The sequence below is a fragment of the Nonomuraea sp. NPDC059194 genome (assembly GCF_042754765.1).
Taxonomy (GTDB): Bacteria; Actinomycetota; Actinomycetes; order Streptosporangiales; family Streptosporangiaceae; genus Nonomuraea.
Genome location: NZ_JBHZBH010000030.1, coordinates 93,689 through 109,687 on the forward strand (window position 1 = coordinate 93,689; position 15,999 = coordinate 109,687).

Consider the following 15,999-nt stretch of genomic DNA (forward strand, 5'->3'; position numbering starts at 1 on the left):
TTAGGAGCGCCACATCCAGGCGTGGTCGACGGGGCCGATGCCGTCGCCCAGCGGGAAGCCGCGGCCGATCGCGCCTGTGACGTACTCCTTGGCCTTGCCGACAGCCGTCGGCACGTCGTCGCCCAGCGCGAGGTGGGAGGCGATGGCCGAGGCGAGCGTGCAGCCCGTCCCGTGGGTGTGCCTGTTGTCCAGGCGCCGAGCAGTGAACCGGTACTCCTCAGCGCCGTTGGTCAGCAGGTCGACGGGTTCGCCGGGCAGGTGGCCGCCCTTGATGAGCGCCCATGTCGGCCCGAGGGCCAGGATGGAGTCGGCGGCGCGGCGCAGGTCGCTCTCGTCCTCCACCTTGACCGAGGTGAGCTGCTCGACCTCCCACAGGTTCGGCGTGACCACCGTGGCGATCGGCAGCAACCGCGTCTTGAGCGTGTCGATCGCCTCGGGGACGAGCAGCGGGTCACCGTGCTTGGACACGCCGACGGGGTCGACGACGACGGGCGCGCCCGCCGCGGCGAGCGCCTCGGAGACCGTCTCGACCAGGACCGGCGAGGCCAGCATGCCGGTCTTGATCGCCTGCGCGCCGATGTCGCTGAGCACCGAGTCGAGCTGGGCGCGCACCGCCTCGGGCGGCAGCTCCCAGTATCCCTGGACGCCCAAGGAGTTCTGGGCGGTCACGGCGGCGATGACGCTCATGCCGTGGACACCGAGCGCCAGCATCGTCTTCAGGTCCGCCTGGATGCCGGCGCCGCCGCCGGAGTCGGATCCGGCGACGGTGAGTACGCGAGGAGGGGTCATGGCGTCCATCCAACCACTCGGCCGCGACGGCTCAGTCGACCGTGCACTCCCCGCCGACCAGGCCGCAGGTCTCGGGGACGTCGGGAGTTCCGCTCGCGGTGAAGGTGACCTGCACGGACTCACCGGCCGCCAGCGCGTCGCGGGGCTGGATGACCAGCAGGCCGCCGTCCTGCATCCACTGGGCGCCGCTCACGGCCGAGACCCTGCCGACCACCGGGACGCTGAGCGTCCAGTCGGCCAGGGACTTGGCCGAGTCGTTGACGACCTGCAGTTCGGCGGTGTAGCCGGTCAGGCGCTGCCTGACGACGTCGAACGTGACGTTCACCGCGGCGCCGCCGCTGCTGGTCGAGCTCGTCTGGGAGCCCGAGCCGGTGCCGGAGGTGGAGCTGGCGACGGGGCCGGGCTCGGTGACGCCCGGCTGGCCGGTGGAGTCCGCCTCCTTCATGTTGGAGGGGCCGGTGGACGGCGTCGTGGGGGGCTCGTCGGTGGCCTCGCCGTCGTCCACGACGGGAGGCTGGGTGGCCCTGGTCGGCCGCGGCGTGCTGGTACGGCGCGGCTCGCGCTCGGCGGGGGCCGTGGCCGTCGGGCGGGTCCTGGTGACGGGCCTGGTGGCCGACGGCTCCTCGGTCGGCTCCTCCGTGGGCTCCGCGGCGGGGCTCTCCTCGACCGGCTCGCTCTCCTCGACGGCGGGATCGGGTTCGGCGGTCTCGGAGGTGGACGGGGCGGGCTGGGTGACCGCCCCTGCCTTGGGCGCCTCGCTGGAGGAGCTCATCATCCGCACGCCGACGACGGTGCCGCCGAGCACGATGGCGACGGCCGCGACCGACAGCAGCGCGATCTTGCCGCGGCCGCCCTGCCCCGCCTCGCGAGGCTCGGCGGCGGCGCGCCTGCCTCGCCGCCTGCGCGACGACTTCTCTTCGGGCTCGTCGCCCCAGTCGGGGCCCTCGTCCCAGCCGCCGGAGCCGAGGAAGGCCGTCTCGTTGGGCTCGGGGGCCTCCTCCCACGCGGCGACGGGCTGCCGGGGCGGGCCGGTGGCCACGAGCCTGTCGTTGGGCGAGCTGGAGGCGGCCGTCGGTCCCGCCGCGGACCCTCCGCCGTCGTCGAAGCCCTGCCCGCTGTACGGCGCCCCGCCGAACGCGGTGTCGCCCTGACCGGCGTCACGAAAGCCTGTGTCACCGAAGGCCGGGTCGCCGTAGGCCGGGTCGCCGTAGGCCGGGTCGCCGGGGCCGGCGTCTCGGAAGCCCTGGTCGCCGAAGGCGGCGTCGCCAGGCCCTGGGTCGCGGAAACCGGGGTTCGCAGGGCCGGGGTCACGGAAGCCCTGGTCGCCGAAGGCGGAACCATCGCGAACCGCGTCCCCGAAGCTAGGCTCACCGAAGCCACGGTCGTCGAAAGCCCGGTCGTTCAAACCCGGGTTATCGAAGCTCCGGTCATCGAAGCCTCGATCATCGAAACCCCGGTCACCGAAGTTCTGGTCGCCGGGCGGCGTCGGGCCACCGGCCGCAGGGCCGCCGTAGGCGGACACGGGGGCGCCGAAAGCGTCATGTGCCGACATCGGACCCGTGGCGAAAGCGCCGGGGACGTCGGGCTGCTGCGGCGGCATGGCCCACTCCCCCGTCGTGGGGCCCGCCTGGAACTGCTGGTCGATCTGGTCGGGCGGCGCGGGCCACCCTGCCTGATCAGCCCCAGGCGCCATGAAGGCCCCCGTGGCTATGGGGTCGTCGAAGGAGCGAAAGTCCGCCTCTCGCGGGTCTTCCGAGCCGCGTCCCCCCTGGTTCCACGCGTTCTCTGGTTCGCCGGTGCCGTGGCGGGCCATGTTTGCCCTTCCTGCCGGATACATGGGCCGCCCATCTTAATAACATCTTTAATACGCGTTTGTCACAACTTTCCCGGGGGTATCTTCTCGGAACGGCTCTTTCACGCTCTGAAGTGGTCCCATCCACCGGGCCCGGTCGCACGCCCGCTGACCTGGACCTTCGCTCCGTCGATCACGCGTCCGACGATCGTCCAGTGGGGCGGTAGCCGTACCTCTGAGGGGAAAATCGCGGCCAGTGCGTGATCTTCGCCACCCGAGAGAATCCAGTCGAGCGGGTCGGTTCCGAGCTCCTTCGCGGCGGCGGCCACCGGCTCGCCGACGGGGAAAGCGCCGGGTTCGAGGGAAATGCCCACCCCGCTCGCCTCGGCTACGTGCCCGAGGTCCTGGAGGAGCCCGTCGCTGACGTCCAGCATCGCCGTGGCGCCCAGGCGGGCCGCCTCGGGCCCGCTCCGGTACGGCGGACGCGGCCTCCTGTGCCCCTCGACCGCCTCGAGCAGCGGTCCGCCGGTCGGCACGATCCCGGCGCCCAGGAGGGCCAGCCCGGCGGCCGCGTAGCCCAGCCGTCCCGCGTAGGCGACGACCTGGCCAGGGCGCGCTCCCGAGCGGGTCACGGGCGCGTGTCCCGCGAGGTCACCGAGGGCGGTCACGCCGATCACCACGAGTTCGGAGCGGGCGATGTCGCCTCCGGCCACGCTGGCTCCGACGACCTCGCACTCTTCCCTGAACCCGTCGGCGAGCCTTTCGACCCAGTCCACGGGAACGTCACCCGGCATGCCGAGCCCCACCACGAGTGTGGTCGGAATCGCCCCCATTGCGGCGATATCGGAAAGATTCTGTGCTGCGGCCTTCCTGCCTACGTCATACGCGCTGGACCAATCGCGGCGAAAGTGCCTACCCTCGATCAACAAGTCCGTTGTCACTACGACGCGCCCATCGGGCGCTTTCACCACCGCGGCGTCGTCACCGGGACCGAGCAGCACGCTCTCGCCCTGCGGCAGGCGCCGCGCAATGCGCGCAATAACTCCGAACTCGCCGAGATCTCCGACTGTGATGACGCACCTCCTGCTCATGGGAAACATGCCCGCCGCATCGCCAGCCACCGTATGGCATGGACCCAACCCGCGTTTCTCATGAGGTGGCACACAGGGTACGGTGGCCCTTCGGCGCTGATCCAATCGCCCGGGAGGACGTAATGGTGCAGGCGTACATCCTGATCCAGACCGAGGTCGGCAAGGCCGCCGCCGTGGCCCGCGAGATCGCCGGCATCGCCGGGGTCACCCAGGCCGAAGACGTGACGGGGCCCTACGACGTGATCGTCCGGGCGGAGGCCCGCAACGTCGACGAGCTCGGCAAGCTGGTCGTGGCCCAGATCCAGGCCGTCGAAGGCATAACGCGTACGCTGACGTGCCCTATCGTCCACATATGAGGCAAAGCGCGGCCGTCCTGGCACTGCTCCTGGTTGCCGGGTGCGGCGGCGCCGTACAGGTCGAACCGCCCGTCCCCGAGGGGGAGGCGGTCGCGGCGTGCACGAAGCTCGCGGGCCTGCTGCCGCAGCAGCTCGACGGCGCGGGGCGGATGGCGTCCACGCCCGAGTCGCCGTACGTCGCGGTGTGGGGGTCGGCGGAGATCGCGCTGCGGTGCGGGGTGCCCCGCCCCGCGCGGATGGCGGCCACCGACCAGCTGGCCGAGCTCGACGGGGTCGGGTGGTTCGCCGACCCCACAACGCCGACCCTCTTCACGGCGGTGACGGGACCGGCCTACGTCGAGGTGACGATCGCCAAGACGCACGAGGCGACCAGCGTGCTGATCGACCTGGCTGAGCCGATCAAGAAGGCCACCGGCTGACGCCGCCGCGGCCCCTCAGCGGAGGCCTGCGGGGCGGTTGAGGGCGAGCTGGATGAGGCGCTCCACCAGCTGCGCGTAGGTCAGCCCGGTCGCCGCCCACAGCTGCGGCGCGACCGACAGCGAGGTGAACCCCGGCATGGTGTTGATCTCGTTGAGGATCAGCCGCCCGTCGGCCGTGTAGAAGAAGTCGACCCTCGACAGTCCCTCGCACCCCAGCGCCTCGAAGGCCCGCACCGCCATGGCGCGCAGTTCCTCGGCCTTGTCGGCCGGGATGTCGGCGGGCACGGCGAGCGACATCTGGTCGGGGTAGTACTTGGCCTCGAAGTCGAAGAACTCCTGCCCGCCCTCGACGAGCACCTCGCCGGGCACGGAGGCGGCGGGCGGCTCGTCGCCGAGCGACTCCAGCACCGCGCACTCGATCTCACGGCCGACGATCGCCGCCTCGACCAGCACCTTCGGGTCGTGCGTCCGCGCGTACTCGATGGCCGTCTCCAGCGAGGCCACGTCGTGCGCCTTGGAGATGCCCTGGCTGGACCCCGCGCGGGCGGGCTTGACGAACACCGGCCAGCCGAGCTCCTCGACCTCCTTGACCACGCGGTCCTTGTCGAGGCGCCAGTCACGCTCGCGCACCACCACGTAGCGGCCGATGGGCAGCCCCGCGGAGGCCAGGATGGCCTTCATGTAGCCCTTGTCCATGCCGACCGCGCTGGCCAGCACGCCGGAGCCGACGTAGCGCACGCCCGCCATCTCCAGCAGCCCCTGGATGGTGCCGTCCTCGGCGAAGGGGCCGTGCATGACGGGGAAGACCACGTCGACGGAGCCGAGTTCGACGGGGATGCTGCCCTGCTCGTAGGCGATCAGCGCGGCCTCGCCGGAGGGCAGGGCGAGCTCGGTGCCCGAGGTGTCGACGACGGGCAGCTTGCCGTCCTCGATCGCGAACCGCTGGTCGCCGGAGGCGAGCACCCACCGGCCGTCCTGGGCGATCCCGATGGGGATCACTTCGTACCTGGACCTGTCGATCACTTCGAGCACGCTGCCCGCCCCCATGAGGGAGACGGCGTGCTCAGAGTTGCGACCACCGAAAACGACCGCGACGCGTGGCTTGCTCATGTCGCCCGAATCTACCCTGCTTGGGAGTCAAGGGCTCGTGTCACGTCCGCGACGAGGTCCTCGACGTCCTCGAGCCCGATCGTGAAGAGGACGGCAGCGCCCCGCCTGACGGCGGTGGTGCTGTTGCCGATCAGCCGCAGCGATTTCACGAGGTCGTCGGCGTCTCCGCGGAGCGTGAGGCTCACCCGCGAGCCGAACCTGGTGCCCTCGGGGCCGGAGTCGAACAGCCGGCGCGCCAGGTGGTGTCCGGGGTGGTGGGGCAGGCCCGGGTAGCCGACGGCGGCGACGGCGGGATGCTTGGCCACGGCGGCGACGAACTCCATGGCGGTCGCGCACCTGCGCCTGACCCGCAGCGTCAGCGTCTCCAGGGCGCCGAGCAGCGCGGGCTCGTCGGCGGGCGACAGCGGCGCGCCGAGGTCGTGGGTGAGCCGGTGCATGAGGTCGTGCCGGCCGACGACGACGCCGCCCTCCCGGTCGCCGAGGAGCGTCTCGGTCGAGTGGAGGACCAGGTCGGCGCCGTGTTCGAGGGGGCGGCAGACGATCGGCGTGGCGAGCGTGGAGTCGACCACGAGCATCGCGCCCGCCTCCCTGGCCAGGCGGTAGAGGCCGCGCAGGTCGGCGACGGCGGTGTCCGTGAGCGTTTCGACGTATATGATCTTCGTGTTGCCGCGGACGGCCTGCCGTACCGACGACAGGTCTCCGGTGTCGACGAAGTCGGCGCTCACCCCGAACCTGCCCAGCACGTTGGCGAGCACGCCGGCCCCCGGAGCGGGCGCGATCACGTGCGTGCCGCCGCGCAGGAAGGTCAGCAGGACGGCGGCCAGGGCGGCCTGGCCCGAGGCGAAGGCCCTGCCCGCCACGTTCTCTGGTGCGGCCGCGCCCTCGAGGGCGGCTACGGCGGCGGCGTACCCGCCGCCGGTGGGAACGCGGACGCACCGGGTGTTCTCTCTCACACGCCGTATCTCTCCGGCTTGGGGGTGCGCGACATGAGCAGCACCCCTGCTTCCTCGGGAGTCATGCCGTCGTGGACGACGCCCACCACCACCTCGGTGATCGGCATCTCCACGTCGTGCTTCCTGGCCAGTTCGAGCACCGACTCGCAGGACTTGACCCCCTCGGCCGTCTGCTTGGTGACCGCGACGACCTCGGCCAGCGTCATGCCCTTGCCGAGGTTCTCGCCGAAGGTGCGGTTGCGCGACAGCGGCGAGGTGCAGGTGGCGATCAGGTCGCCCATCCCGGCCAGGCCCGCGAACGTGTGCGGATCGGCCCCGAGCGCCGCGCCGAGGCGGGAGATCTCGGCCAGGCCGCGGGTCATCAGCATGGCGCCGACGTTGTCGCCCATGCCCATGCCCGCCGCGACGCCCACGGCCAGCGCGATCACGTTCTTGACCGCGCCGCCGAGCTCCACGCCGACGACGTCGGGGTTGGTGTAGGGGCGGAACCACGGCGGCACGTGGCAGGCCTCCTGAAGGCGTTCGAGGGTCCGCTCGTCAGGGCAGGCCACGACGGTCGCCGCCGGCTGACCCCGATAGATCTCCGGGACCAGATTGGGCCCCGAGACGACCGCGACGCGCTCCTGCGGCCAGTCGGCGACCTCCATGATGACCTGGCTCATCCGCTTGGTGGTGCCGAGCTCGATGCCCTTCATCAGGCTGACCATCACCGCGTCGGGCGGCAGGTGCGGCTTCCAGGCGGTGAGGTTCGCGCGCAGGGTCTGCGAGGGTACGGCCAGCACCACGAAGTCGGCGCCGTCGAGCGCGGTGGCCGGGTCGGTCGTGGCCCTGATGGTCGACGGCAGGGTGACGCCCGGCAGGTAGTCGGGGTTCTCGTGGCGGCGGTCGATCGCCTCGACGATCTCGGCGCGGCGGCCCCACAGCGTGGTGCTCACCCCGGCCCGCGCCAGGATCATGGCGAACGTGGTGCCCCACGAGCCGGTGCCGAACACGGCGGCCCTGGTCATCCGCTTCACCGCCTCGCCGGGTCGTAGGGGGTCTCCGGAGCTTTCTCTCCCCTGATTTCCGCGAGCTGAACGGTGATCGCCGCCATGATGTCGGCGGTCGCCTCTCGCAGCACCGGCCCTCGCAACGGCTGCCCCTCGTATTTCGACAGGTCGACGGGTGGTCCGACCCTCACGGTGAACGTCTTGCGAGGAAAGAGTCTCGGCTTCTTTTCGCCGTAGGGCAACAGTTCGTGCGCGCCCCAGTGCGCCACGGGGATCACCGTCGCGCCCGTCTGCAGCGCCAGCCGGGCCGCGCCCGTCTTGCCGACCATCGGCCACAGGTCGGGATCACGGGTGACGGTGCCCTCGGGGTAGAACAGGATCACGCCCCCGTCGCGCAGCCGCTGCTCGGAGATCTCCAGCGACCTGATCGCCTCGCTGGTGCCCCTGTCGACGGGGATCGCCAGCAGCGAGCGCACCGCCACCTTCAGCAGCGGCACCCTGAACAGGGCCGCTTTGGCGAGAATGATCGGCCAGCGGCCGTTGTTGTAGAGGAAGTGCGACAGCAGAACAGGATCGGTCCATGACAGATGGTTGGTCGCGATGATGATGCCGCCGCTCTTCGGGATCAGCTCGCCCCTGCGCCAGTCTTTCTTGACGAGCAACCAGGAGAGCGGTTTCACGATCACGACGGCGAAGGTCTCCCAGAAGCGCGATGGTCGGCCGGGGCGGCTCATGAACTCCTCCAAGAGAGACGGCTTGCGCCCCAAGTCTCCCGGTTGGCCGCGCGGGATGTCGAGACGAGATGCTTAAGCCTATGAGCATCCGCTGGTCACTCGTCATCCCGGTGAAGACGCTGGTAGCGGCCAAGACCCGGCTGGCGGCGGCGACCGGATCGCACAGGACCGCGCTGGCGGTCGCGGTGGCCGGTGACACGCTCTCCGCGGCGCTGGCGAGCGCGCCCGTGGCCCGGGTCATCGTGGTCACGGCCGATCCGGCCGCCGCCGGACCGCTCGCCGCGCTGGGCGCCGTGGTCGTCCCCGATCCCGACCGCGGACTCAACACCGCGCTGCGCGCGGGGGCCGCCCATGCCGTACGGCTGGCGCCCGGCGACGCGATCGGCGCGCTCCAGGCCGACCTGCCCGCGCTGCGCGCCGCCGAACTGGCCACGGTGCTGGAAGCGGCCGCCGAGTTCGACCAGTCGTTCGTGCCCGACGCGCTCGACGTCGGCACGACCTTCTACGGCGTACGGCCCGGCCTGCCGTTCACGCCCCGCTTCGGCGGCGAGTCGAGGGCCAAGCACCTGGCCGGGGGCGCCAAGGAGCTGGCCATGGAGGGCATCGAGTCGGTCAGACGGGACGTGGACACCCCTGACGACCTGCGCGCGGCCATGGCGCTCGGGCTCGGCCCGCGCACGGCCGAGGTGGTCAGCCTGCTTCGGCTCTGAGACGCCTGATCCACGGCGACAGGATGACCGGCAGGTGAGCGGCCGCCGTGCCGAGACAGGCCACCCAGAGGAGCTGGCCGACGCTCACCTGCTCGGCGAGCAGGCCGCCGAGGACGCCGCCGACCGGCATCGCGCTCCACATGAGGAAGCGCATGGTGGCGTTCATCCTGCCGCGCAGATGGTCGGGGGTGACGGCCTGGCGGTAGCTGCCCTGGGCGACGTTGTAGACGACCGCCGCGACGAAGAGGAGGCACATGCCGAGCGGGTAGAGCAGAACGCGCCAGCCCTCTCCCGCGAAGCCGCCGATCAGCGGGAACAGCCCGGCGAAGAAGGCGCCGCCGTACATGGCCGCGCCGTGGCCGTACCTGTCGACGATCTTGGGGGCGATCACGCCGCCCACCACCCCGCCCACGCCCATGGCCGACACGATCAGCCCGTAGACCCCCGCGCTCAGGCCGAGTTCGCGCACGAGGAACAGCGGCTGGACGATGGCCCAGAGCCCGTTGGTCAGCATGTTCAGCGCGCCGACCAGGGCGATCTGGCGCAGGACGCGGTGCCCGAGCACGTACCTCAGGCCCTCGGCGACCTCTGCCCTGAGGTTCCTGCGCTCCTGCTGGACGGCGGGGCTCTCCTCCGCCCTGATCGTCGACAGGATCAGCGCCGAGCAGGCGTAGGAGATCGCGTCGGCCAGCAGCGCGATGGGCGCGGTGAGCGCCTGGACCAGCCATCCACCGAGCCCTGGGCCCGTCAGCCACGCGCCGCTGCGCAGCGTCTCCAGGGTGCCGATGCCCCTCGACAGCTCCTCCTTGCGGACGATCGAGGGCAGGAAGCTCATGTGGGCGACGTCGAAGAAGACGGTGCCGACGCCCACGACCAACGCGACGACGTAGAGCTGGGCGAGTGAGAGCACCCCCGCAAAGGCGGCCAGCGGAACGCTGAGCAGCGCCAGCGCCCGCACGGCGTCGGCGGCGACCAGGATGGGACGGCGGCGCATCCGGTCGACCCACACGCCCGCGGGAAGGCCGATGAGCATGAAGGCGGCCATCTCCGCCGCGGTGAGCAGGCCGAGCTGGAACGGGCTGGCGTCGAGCACGAGCAGGGCCGTCAGCGGCAGCGCGACGAGCGTGACCTGGGTGCCGAACTGGCTGAGGGCGTCGGCGCCGACCAGGCGCTGGAAAGCGGAGTTCCGCCAGACGGTCTGATCAACGGGCACGAACCGTGATCCTCACCGGCTCCCTTCGCGACCGTCAAACCATTTACGCTGGGTCTCGTGCAGGCGACGGTGCGGAGTTTCGATCCGGTGACCCGTTCGGGGTCGGTGTTCCTCGACGACGGAAGCGTGCTCGAGTTCGGCACGAGAGCGTTCGACGCGGGGCCACTACGGCTGTTGCGCACGGGGCAGCGGGTGAATCTCCTCGTTTCAGGAGACGAGATCACCTACATCACGCTGTCGACATTCCCGGTGCCCGGCTGAAGCGCCGACAATGAAAAACGCCCGGACTCCCTCATCGGGTGTCCGGGCGCTCCACACTGAATTTACTTCTTCTTGGCGGCCTTCTTGCCCCCGGCGTTGACCAGTTCCTTGAAGTCCGAGCCTGGACGGAACTTCGGCCCCCAGCTCTCGGCGACCTTGATCTCGGCTCCGGTCGACGGGTTCCTGGCCGTGCGCTGCGGCTTGTGGACCATCTCGAACGCGCCGAAGCCCGTGATCGAGACCTTGTCGCCGCTGGCGACGGCCTTCTGAATGGCCTCGAGAATCGCGTTCACGGCCTCCGTGGCCGTCTTCTTGTCGCCCACCCGGTCCGCGATGGCGTCGACGAGTTCCCGCTTGTTCATGTAGGTTTCGCTCCCCCTGTTACGGCTCGGGGTTCCAGCAGACGAGTCCAACGGTCGAGAAACCCCTTACGGGTTGAATCTAAAGGGGAATTGCGAAGGAACTCAATCACCGGACGCGTTTTTTTGGGCACCCGGCGTGTCGGAATCGCCGTACAGATCGGCAAGGAAGGCTTCCAGCCGGGCCGCCGCACGATCGGGATCACGCTTCGCGAGATCACAGATCGCCAGATATCGGCGCGCGAAACGCTCCCTGTCGGCGACGGGCAGCACGCGGACGCGGCGGTGCGCTTCGCGCAACCGCCGCGCCAGTTCGTCGTCTTCTAGACGGTCGTCGGCAGCCATGGCTGCCGACCATTCTCGTACGAGGTGATGTCGTCGGCGTGACGCAGGGTCAGGCCGATGTCGTCCAGGCCCTCCATCAGGCGCCAGCGGGTGTAGTCGTCGAGCTCGAAGGAGACGACCTCACCGGCCCAGCGGACCTGGCGTTCGCCCAGGTCGACGGTGACCGCCAGCGTGGGGTCGGCCTCGACGGCGGCCTGCAGCGCCTCCACCTTCTCGCCCGGCAGGACGACGGGCAGCAGGCCCATCTTGGTGGAGTTGTTGCGGAAGATGTCGCCGAACCTGGCGGCGATCACGACGCGGAAGCCGTACTGCTGCAGCGCCCACACGGCGTGCTCGCGCGAGGAGCCGGTGCCGAAGTCGGGGCCCGACACCAGAATGCTGGCGCCCTCGTAGGCGGGGTCGTTCAGGACGAAGGAGGGGTCCTCCCGCCAGGCGGAGAACAGGCCCTTTTCGAACCCGGTACGGCTGACCTGCTTGAGCCAGACGGCGGGGATGATCTGGTCGGTGTCGACGTTGCTGCGGCGCAGCGGCACCGCCGTACCGGTGTGGGTGGTGAAAGCGTCCATGATCAGCGGTCCTTACAGGTCGGCGGGGGCGGTCAGCGTGCCGGCGACGGCGGTGGCGGCGGCGACGGCGGGCGAGACCAGGTGGGTGCGTCCGCCCTTGCCCTGCCGTCCCTCGAAGTTGCGGTTGGAGGTCGAGGCGCTGCGCTCACCGGGGGCGAGCGTGTCGGGGTTCATGCCCAGGCACATCGAGCACCCCGCCTGCCTCCACTCCGCGCCCGCGGCCGTGAACACCTCGTCCAGGCCCTCCTTCTCGGCCTGCAGCTTCACCAGCATCGAGCCGGGCACGATCAGCGTGCGCGTCCTGACCTGACGCCCGCGCAGGACGTCGGCCGCGGCCCGCAGGTCCTCGATGCGCCCGTTGGTGCATGAGCCGACGAAGACCGTGTCGACCTCGATCTCGCGCAGCGGGGTGCCCGCCGTCAGGCCCATGTACTCCAGTGCCCGCTCGGCCGCCGCGCGCTCCACCGGGTCGGCGAAGGACTCGGGCGACGGTACGGCCTCGCCCAGCGGCAGCCCCTGCCCTGGGTTGGTGCCCCACGTGACGAACGGCGTCAGCGTCGTGGCGTCGATCTCGACGACCTTGTCGAAGACGGCGTCGTCGTCGGTCCTGAGCGACTTCCAGTACTCGACGGCCTGGTCCCACGCCTCGCCCTTCGGCGCGTGCTCGCGGCCTTCCAGGTAGGCGAACGTCGTCTCGTCCGGCGCGATCATGCCGGCGCGGGCGCCCGCCTCGATCGACATGTTGCAGATCGTCATCCGGCCCTCCATGGAGAGCTTGCGGATGGCCTCGCCGCGGTACTCGACGATGTAACCCTGGCCGCCGCCGGTGCCGATCTTCGCGATGATCGCCAGGATCAGGTCCTTGGCCGTGACGCCCACCGGCAGCTCGCCGCTGACCTCGATGGCCATCGTCTTCGGGCGGTAGGCGGGCAGCGTCTGGGTGGCCAGCACGTGCTCGACCTCGGAGGTGCCGATGCCGAACGCGATGCCGCCGAACGCCCCGTGCGTCGAGGTGTGAGAATCGCCACACACGATCGTCATGCCGGGCTGGGTCAGGCCGAACTGCGGGCCGATGATGTGCACGACGCCCTGGCCCGCGTCGCCCATGGGATGCAGCCTGACGCCGAACTCGGCGGCGTTCTTGCGCAACGTCTCGACCTGCGTCTTGGAGACGGGGTCGGAGATCGGGCCCAGCACGGTCGGGACGTTGTGGTCCTCGGTGGCGATGGTGAGATCGGGCCTGCGCACCTTGCGCCCCGCCATGCGCAGGCCGTCGAAGGCCTGCGGGCTGGTCACCTCGTGAATGAGGTGCAGGTCGATGAAGAGCAGGTCGGGTTCGCCCTCGGCGCGGCGTACGACGTGCTGCTCCCAGACCTTCTCCGCGAGTGTGCGGCCCATGATCTCCTCCTTGAGACTTTGCCCCGACTTGCCTTCTCATATATCGAGACGGCAGTATCGGTGTATGGACAACTCTAGCGGAGTCGGCGTACTGGACAAGGCCGTTCTCGTGCTCAACGCCCTCGAAGCGGGCCCGGCCTCGCTCGCCATGCTGGTTCAGGCCACCGGACTGGCCCGCCCCACAGCTCACCGGCTCGCCGTCGCGCTGGAACACCACAGGATCGTCTCGCGCGACACACAGGGCCGTTTCGTGCTCGGCCCCCGGCTGTCGGAGTTGTCCACCGCGGCGGGTGAGGACCGGCTCCTCGCGGTCGCCGCGCCCGTGTTGACGCAGCTCAGAGATCTGACGGGAGAGAGCGCGCAACTGTACCGGCGGCAAGGCGATGAGCGGGTGTGCGTGGCGGCGGCCGAGCGCGCCAGCGGCCTGCGCGACACCGTTCCCGTGGGCTCGGCGCTGCCGATGACGGCGGGGTCCGCCGCCCAGATACTGCTCGCCTGGGAGGAGCCCGACCGGCTGCACCGGGGGCTGCGCGGGGCGAAGTTCACCGCCGCGACCCTCGCCTCTGTACGGCGGCGCGGCTGGGCCCACAGCGTTGGCGAGCGCGAGCAGGGCGTGGCCAGCGTCTCGGCGGCCATCAGGGGGACGGGCGGCAAGGTGGTCGCGGCCGTCTCAGTATCCGGACCGATAGAGCGGCTGACCCGCACCCCGGGACGGCTCCACGCGGTGCCGGTCATGGCCGCGGCCGAACGCATCACCGAAGCCATGCGCCGCGCGAACTGAATCGCGGGCCCGCCGGAGTGGCGCGGGCGTGGGGTGTGGGAGCGACGCGGGCGCTGAAGCGGCGCTGGAGCGGTGTGGGCGCGGGTGTGACCGGCCGCTGGAGCGGCGCGTAGGCGTGGCTGGGCGCGCTCCCACGGGCCCTGTCTCCTATGCCCCGACTTTTCGTGATCAGCGCTACGCGTATTTCATGGGCCGACCGCAGCCAGGGCGCACTAGCCTGAGTGGGTGACAGATCGCATCGAGGTAGCCGCCGATGAGCTGCGTCCCCTGCTCGAAGAGTTCATCGTGTGGGCCCGGGAACACTCCCCAGGCAGCGACCCCGACCTGGTTGGCCCTGCCGCGCTGTGGCACCGCCTCTCCGCCTCCGACGACGTCGGCCGGTGGCGCCGCGCCGACCTCAGGACCGTGCTGCTCGACCGCATGCCGAAGGTCGTCGAAGATCCCGACGAGGCGGCCGACGGGATGATCGGCGCGGTGCGCGCCTACCTGACCTTCCTGTCGGACACCGACAAGCTGGCCAAGCGCTCCGACTCCCTCGACGATCTGCTCGACGAGCTCGACGACCTCGAGGACGACTTCGTCGAGGCCATGGAGGAGCTCATCGACGACGGCGACGAGGACGTGCGCGAGGAGACCGGCGACCTCGGCGACTTCGAGCCCTTCGCCGACCAGCTGGCCGACCTGCCCACGATCCGGTTGCGCCCCGACGGCGAGCTGGCCGCGGCCGCGCGTGCCGTACCACTGCTCGCCAAGGCCCGTGACCTGGCGGTCTGGGTCGGCGAGGCGCGCGCGGTGGGCGAGGACAGCCTGCTGTCCGACGCCGAGGTGGAGGAGGCACTGGCGGTCATGGGCCTGCCCAGGCCGCAGACCGAGGGCCCGCTCGCCGCGGCCGTACCGCAGCTGTGGAACATCTGGAACCTCGCGGTCGACCTGGAGTTCCTCGAGCCCGACGGCGACGACACCGTCAGCGTCGACGACGACACCGCCGACTGGCCGTTCGACGACGACGAGGACGTGCTCGACGCCTGGATGCTCGGCCTCCACTCGATCGACTACGGCGACCCCGAACTCGAGGACGAAGACCTCACCATGGCCCTCGGCGGCCTCAGCCGCGGGCTGCTGGTCCGCCTGCTGCTGGGCGGCGGCTCACGCGGGCTGGCCGAGCTGCGCGACGAGCTGTCCGAGGCCGCCGCCGACATCGACGAGCTCGGCGCCGACGCCTGGGCCGCCGCCCGCGATCACTACGGTGACCCGCTGACGCCGGTCCTCGACTGGCTCGTCGGGTACGGCATGCTCACCGTCACCGGCGACGAGGTCACGCTCACCCCGCTCGGCACCGAAGGCGTCGTCCACCTGGTCGACGACTCCGACATCGAGCTCGACGCGCGCCCCGCGATCGACGCGATGACCGCCCTCGAACTGCTGGCCTTCAGCGCCGAGCTGCCCGAGGAGGAGGCCGACGCGGAGTTCGCGGCCTGGATGGAGCTGCGCGAGCCCGGCGAGGCCGCCCGCGAGCTGCTGGAGGCCGCCGCCGAGGACGACACCGACGCGCTGATCAGAGTGCAGGCGGCGAGCGTGGTCGGCACGCTCGGCGAGGACGCGATCCCGGCATGGCGGGAGGCGTTGAAGGAGCCCTCGCTGCGCCCCTACGCGGCGACGCACCTGACACAGCTGGAGGTGGAAGGCGCACCCGAGCCCACCCAGGACGACACCCACTGGCTCATTCTCGACATGTGGACGATCTCCGCCGGTCTCGGACGGGCGGAGTTCGTGAGCAGCTTGCGGGACATCGGTCCCGAACTGCTCAACAACCTGCTCGAGGTGATCTGGAAGATCCCGCACGCGCACGTCGAGGAACTGCTCGACCTGATCTCGCAGGTCCACCCGGACAAACACGTGGCCAAGGCGGCCAAGAGAGCCCTCTTCAAGGCCCGTTCGTCCTCCTGACCCGCCTCCCAAAGGCATGGGCCTCCGCCAGGGGCGCGCTACGCGCGGCGGAGGCTCCGGGCTGCGTCCAGCGGGGGGCCGCGCCCCCCCCCCCCCCCCGGGGGGGGGTGCCCAGGCTCTTATAAACAAAAACAATCCCACCAGAAAACAAAAAAAAAAGGTTGGAGGAGGTGATAGTAAAAAAAG

At 70.7% G+C, this 15,999-nt stretch carries 18 protein-coding genes; 6 read left to right on the forward strand and 12 right to left on the reverse strand.

Annotation, left to right across the window (positions count from 1 at the left end; genetic code table 11):
• The 3 genes from thiD to ACFXJ8_RS30965 form a co-directional block, all read right to left on the reverse strand.
• The gene (thiD, locus tag ACFXJ8_RS30955; RefSeq protein WP_379647509.1) at nucleotides 1–789 is read right to left on the reverse strand and encodes a bifunctional hydroxymethylpyrimidine kinase/phosphomethylpyrimidine kinase; all 789 of its coding nucleotides are present in this window, start codon (nucleotides 787–789) and stop codon (nucleotides 1–3) included.
• A 31-nt stretch (nucleotides 790–820) separates the two neighbouring features.
• Nucleotides 821–2,482: a hypothetical protein gene (locus ACFXJ8_RS30960; protein ID WP_379647510.1), complete on the reverse strand. Its 1,662-nt coding sequence runs from the start codon at nucleotides 2,480–2,482 to the stop codon at nucleotides 821–823.
• Nucleotides 2,483–2,703: 221 nt separating this feature from the next.
• Complete coding sequence (locus ACFXJ8_RS30965) at nucleotides 2,704–3,681, reverse strand: thiamine-phosphate kinase (protein WP_379647511.1); 978 nt, start codon at nucleotides 3,679–3,681, stop codon at nucleotides 2,704–2,706.
• A 113-nt stretch (nucleotides 3,682–3,794) separates the two neighbouring features.
• On the opposite strand from ACFXJ8_RS30965, the gene ACFXJ8_RS30970 reads away from it, so the two are divergent.
• Together ACFXJ8_RS30970 and ACFXJ8_RS30975 are read left to right on the forward strand one after the other, a co-directional pair.
• Nucleotides 3,795–4,028: an Lrp/AsnC family transcriptional regulator gene (locus ACFXJ8_RS30970; RefSeq protein ID WP_379647512.1), complete on the forward strand. Its 234-nt coding sequence runs from the start codon at nucleotides 3,795–3,797 to the stop codon at nucleotides 4,026–4,028.
• Nucleotides 4,025–4,447, forward strand: a complete 423-nt coding sequence (locus ACFXJ8_RS30975) for a DUF3515 family protein (protein WP_379647513.1) — start codon at nucleotides 4,025–4,027, stop codon at nucleotides 4,445–4,447. The genes ACFXJ8_RS30970 and ACFXJ8_RS30975 overlap by 4 nt, the downstream gene beginning before the upstream one ends.
• A gap of 15 nt (nucleotides 4,448–4,462) precedes the next feature.
• Here the strand turns inward: ACFXJ8_RS30975 and ACFXJ8_RS30980 are convergent, their stop codons facing one another.
• Genes ACFXJ8_RS30980 through ACFXJ8_RS30995 form a run of 4 tightly spaced genes read right to left on the reverse strand, consistent with a single transcriptional unit; the run spans nucleotide 4,463 to nucleotide 8,233 of the window.
• The gene (locus ACFXJ8_RS30980) at nucleotides 4,463–5,557 is read right to left on the reverse strand and encodes a D-alanine--D-alanine ligase family protein (protein ID WP_379647514.1); all 1,095 of its coding nucleotides are present in this window, start codon (nucleotides 5,555–5,557) and stop codon (nucleotides 4,463–4,465) included.
• Nucleotides 5,558–5,568: 11 nt separating this feature from the next.
• Nucleotides 5,569–6,510, reverse strand: coding sequence for a PLP-dependent transferase (locus ACFXJ8_RS30985; RefSeq protein ID WP_379647515.1), 942 nt, complete (start codon nucleotides 6,508–6,510; stop codon nucleotides 5,569–5,571).
• Nucleotides 6,507–7,517 (reverse strand): NAD(P)H-dependent glycerol-3-phosphate dehydrogenase, encoded by a 1,011-nt coding sequence (locus ACFXJ8_RS30990; RefSeq protein WP_379647516.1) that lies wholly within the window; start codon nucleotides 7,515–7,517, stop codon nucleotides 6,507–6,509. Before ACFXJ8_RS30990 ends, ACFXJ8_RS30985 begins: the two co-directional genes overlap by 4 nt.
• Before the next feature lie 5 nt (nucleotides 7,518–7,522).
• Nucleotides 7,523–8,233, reverse strand: a complete 711-nt coding sequence (locus tag ACFXJ8_RS30995) for a lysophospholipid acyltransferase family protein (RefSeq protein WP_379647517.1) — start codon at nucleotides 8,231–8,233, stop codon at nucleotides 7,523–7,525.
• Nucleotides 8,234–8,313: 80 nt separating this feature from the next.
• Here ACFXJ8_RS30995 and cofC point away from each other — a divergent pair, with 80 nt between their 5' ends.
• Nucleotides 8,314–8,943: a 2-phospho-L-lactate guanylyltransferase gene (cofC, locus tag ACFXJ8_RS31000; RefSeq protein ID WP_379647518.1), complete on the forward strand. Its 630-nt coding sequence runs from the start codon at nucleotides 8,314–8,316 to the stop codon at nucleotides 8,941–8,943.
• Here the strand turns inward: cofC and ACFXJ8_RS31005 are convergent.
• On the reverse strand, nucleotides 8,924–10,156 hold the full coding sequence (locus ACFXJ8_RS31005) for an MFS transporter (protein ID WP_379647519.1): 1,233 nt from the start codon (nucleotides 10,154–10,156) through the stop codon (nucleotides 8,924–8,926). The genes cofC and ACFXJ8_RS31005 overlap by 20 nt on opposite strands.
• 57 nt (nucleotides 10,157–10,213) lie before the next feature.
• Here ACFXJ8_RS31005 and ACFXJ8_RS31010 point away from each other — a divergent pair, with 57 nt between their 5' ends.
• Nucleotides 10,214–10,417 (forward strand): hypothetical protein, encoded by a 204-nt coding sequence (locus ACFXJ8_RS31010; protein ID WP_379647520.1) that lies wholly within the window; start codon nucleotides 10,214–10,216, stop codon nucleotides 10,415–10,417.
• 62 nt (nucleotides 10,418–10,479) lie between these two features.
• Here the strand turns inward: ACFXJ8_RS31010 and ACFXJ8_RS31015 are convergent, their stop codons facing one another.
• From ACFXJ8_RS31015 to leuC, 4 genes are all read right to left on the reverse strand, one after another.
• A complete protein-coding gene (locus ACFXJ8_RS31015) occupies nucleotides 10,480–10,779 on the reverse strand; it encodes an HU family DNA-binding protein (RefSeq protein ID WP_358126422.1) in 300 nt (99 codons plus the stop codon).
• A 102-nt stretch (nucleotides 10,780–10,881) separates the two neighbouring features.
• Nucleotides 10,882–11,121, reverse strand: a complete 240-nt coding sequence (locus tag ACFXJ8_RS31020) for a hypothetical protein (protein WP_379647521.1) — start codon at nucleotides 11,119–11,121, stop codon at nucleotides 10,882–10,884.
• Nucleotides 11,100–11,687, reverse strand: coding sequence for a 3-isopropylmalate dehydratase small subunit (gene leuD / locus ACFXJ8_RS31025; protein WP_379647522.1), 588 nt, complete (start codon nucleotides 11,685–11,687; stop codon nucleotides 11,100–11,102). The genes ACFXJ8_RS31020 and leuD overlap by 22 nt, the downstream gene beginning before the upstream one ends.
• Nucleotides 11,688–11,699: 12 nt before the next feature.
• The gene (leuC, locus tag ACFXJ8_RS31030; protein ID WP_379647523.1) at nucleotides 11,700–13,085 is read right to left on the reverse strand and encodes a 3-isopropylmalate dehydratase large subunit; all 1,386 of its coding nucleotides are present in this window, start codon (nucleotides 13,083–13,085) and stop codon (nucleotides 11,700–11,702) included.
• 64 nt (nucleotides 13,086–13,149) lie between these two features.
• On the opposite strand from leuC, the gene ACFXJ8_RS31035 reads away from it, so the two are divergent.
• Nucleotides 13,150–13,866 carry an IclR family transcriptional regulator gene (locus tag ACFXJ8_RS31035; protein WP_379647524.1) on the forward strand — a complete coding sequence of 239 codons (717 nt, stop codon included), beginning with the start codon at nucleotides 13,150–13,152 and terminating at the stop codon, nucleotides 13,864–13,866.
• Nucleotides 13,867–14,091: 225 nt separating this feature from the next.
• Nucleotides 14,092–15,813, forward strand: coding sequence for a hypothetical protein (locus ACFXJ8_RS31040; protein WP_379647525.1), 1,722 nt, complete (start codon nucleotides 14,092–14,094; stop codon nucleotides 15,811–15,813).
• The last annotated feature ends 186 nt before the right edge of the window (nucleotides 15,814–15,999 follow it).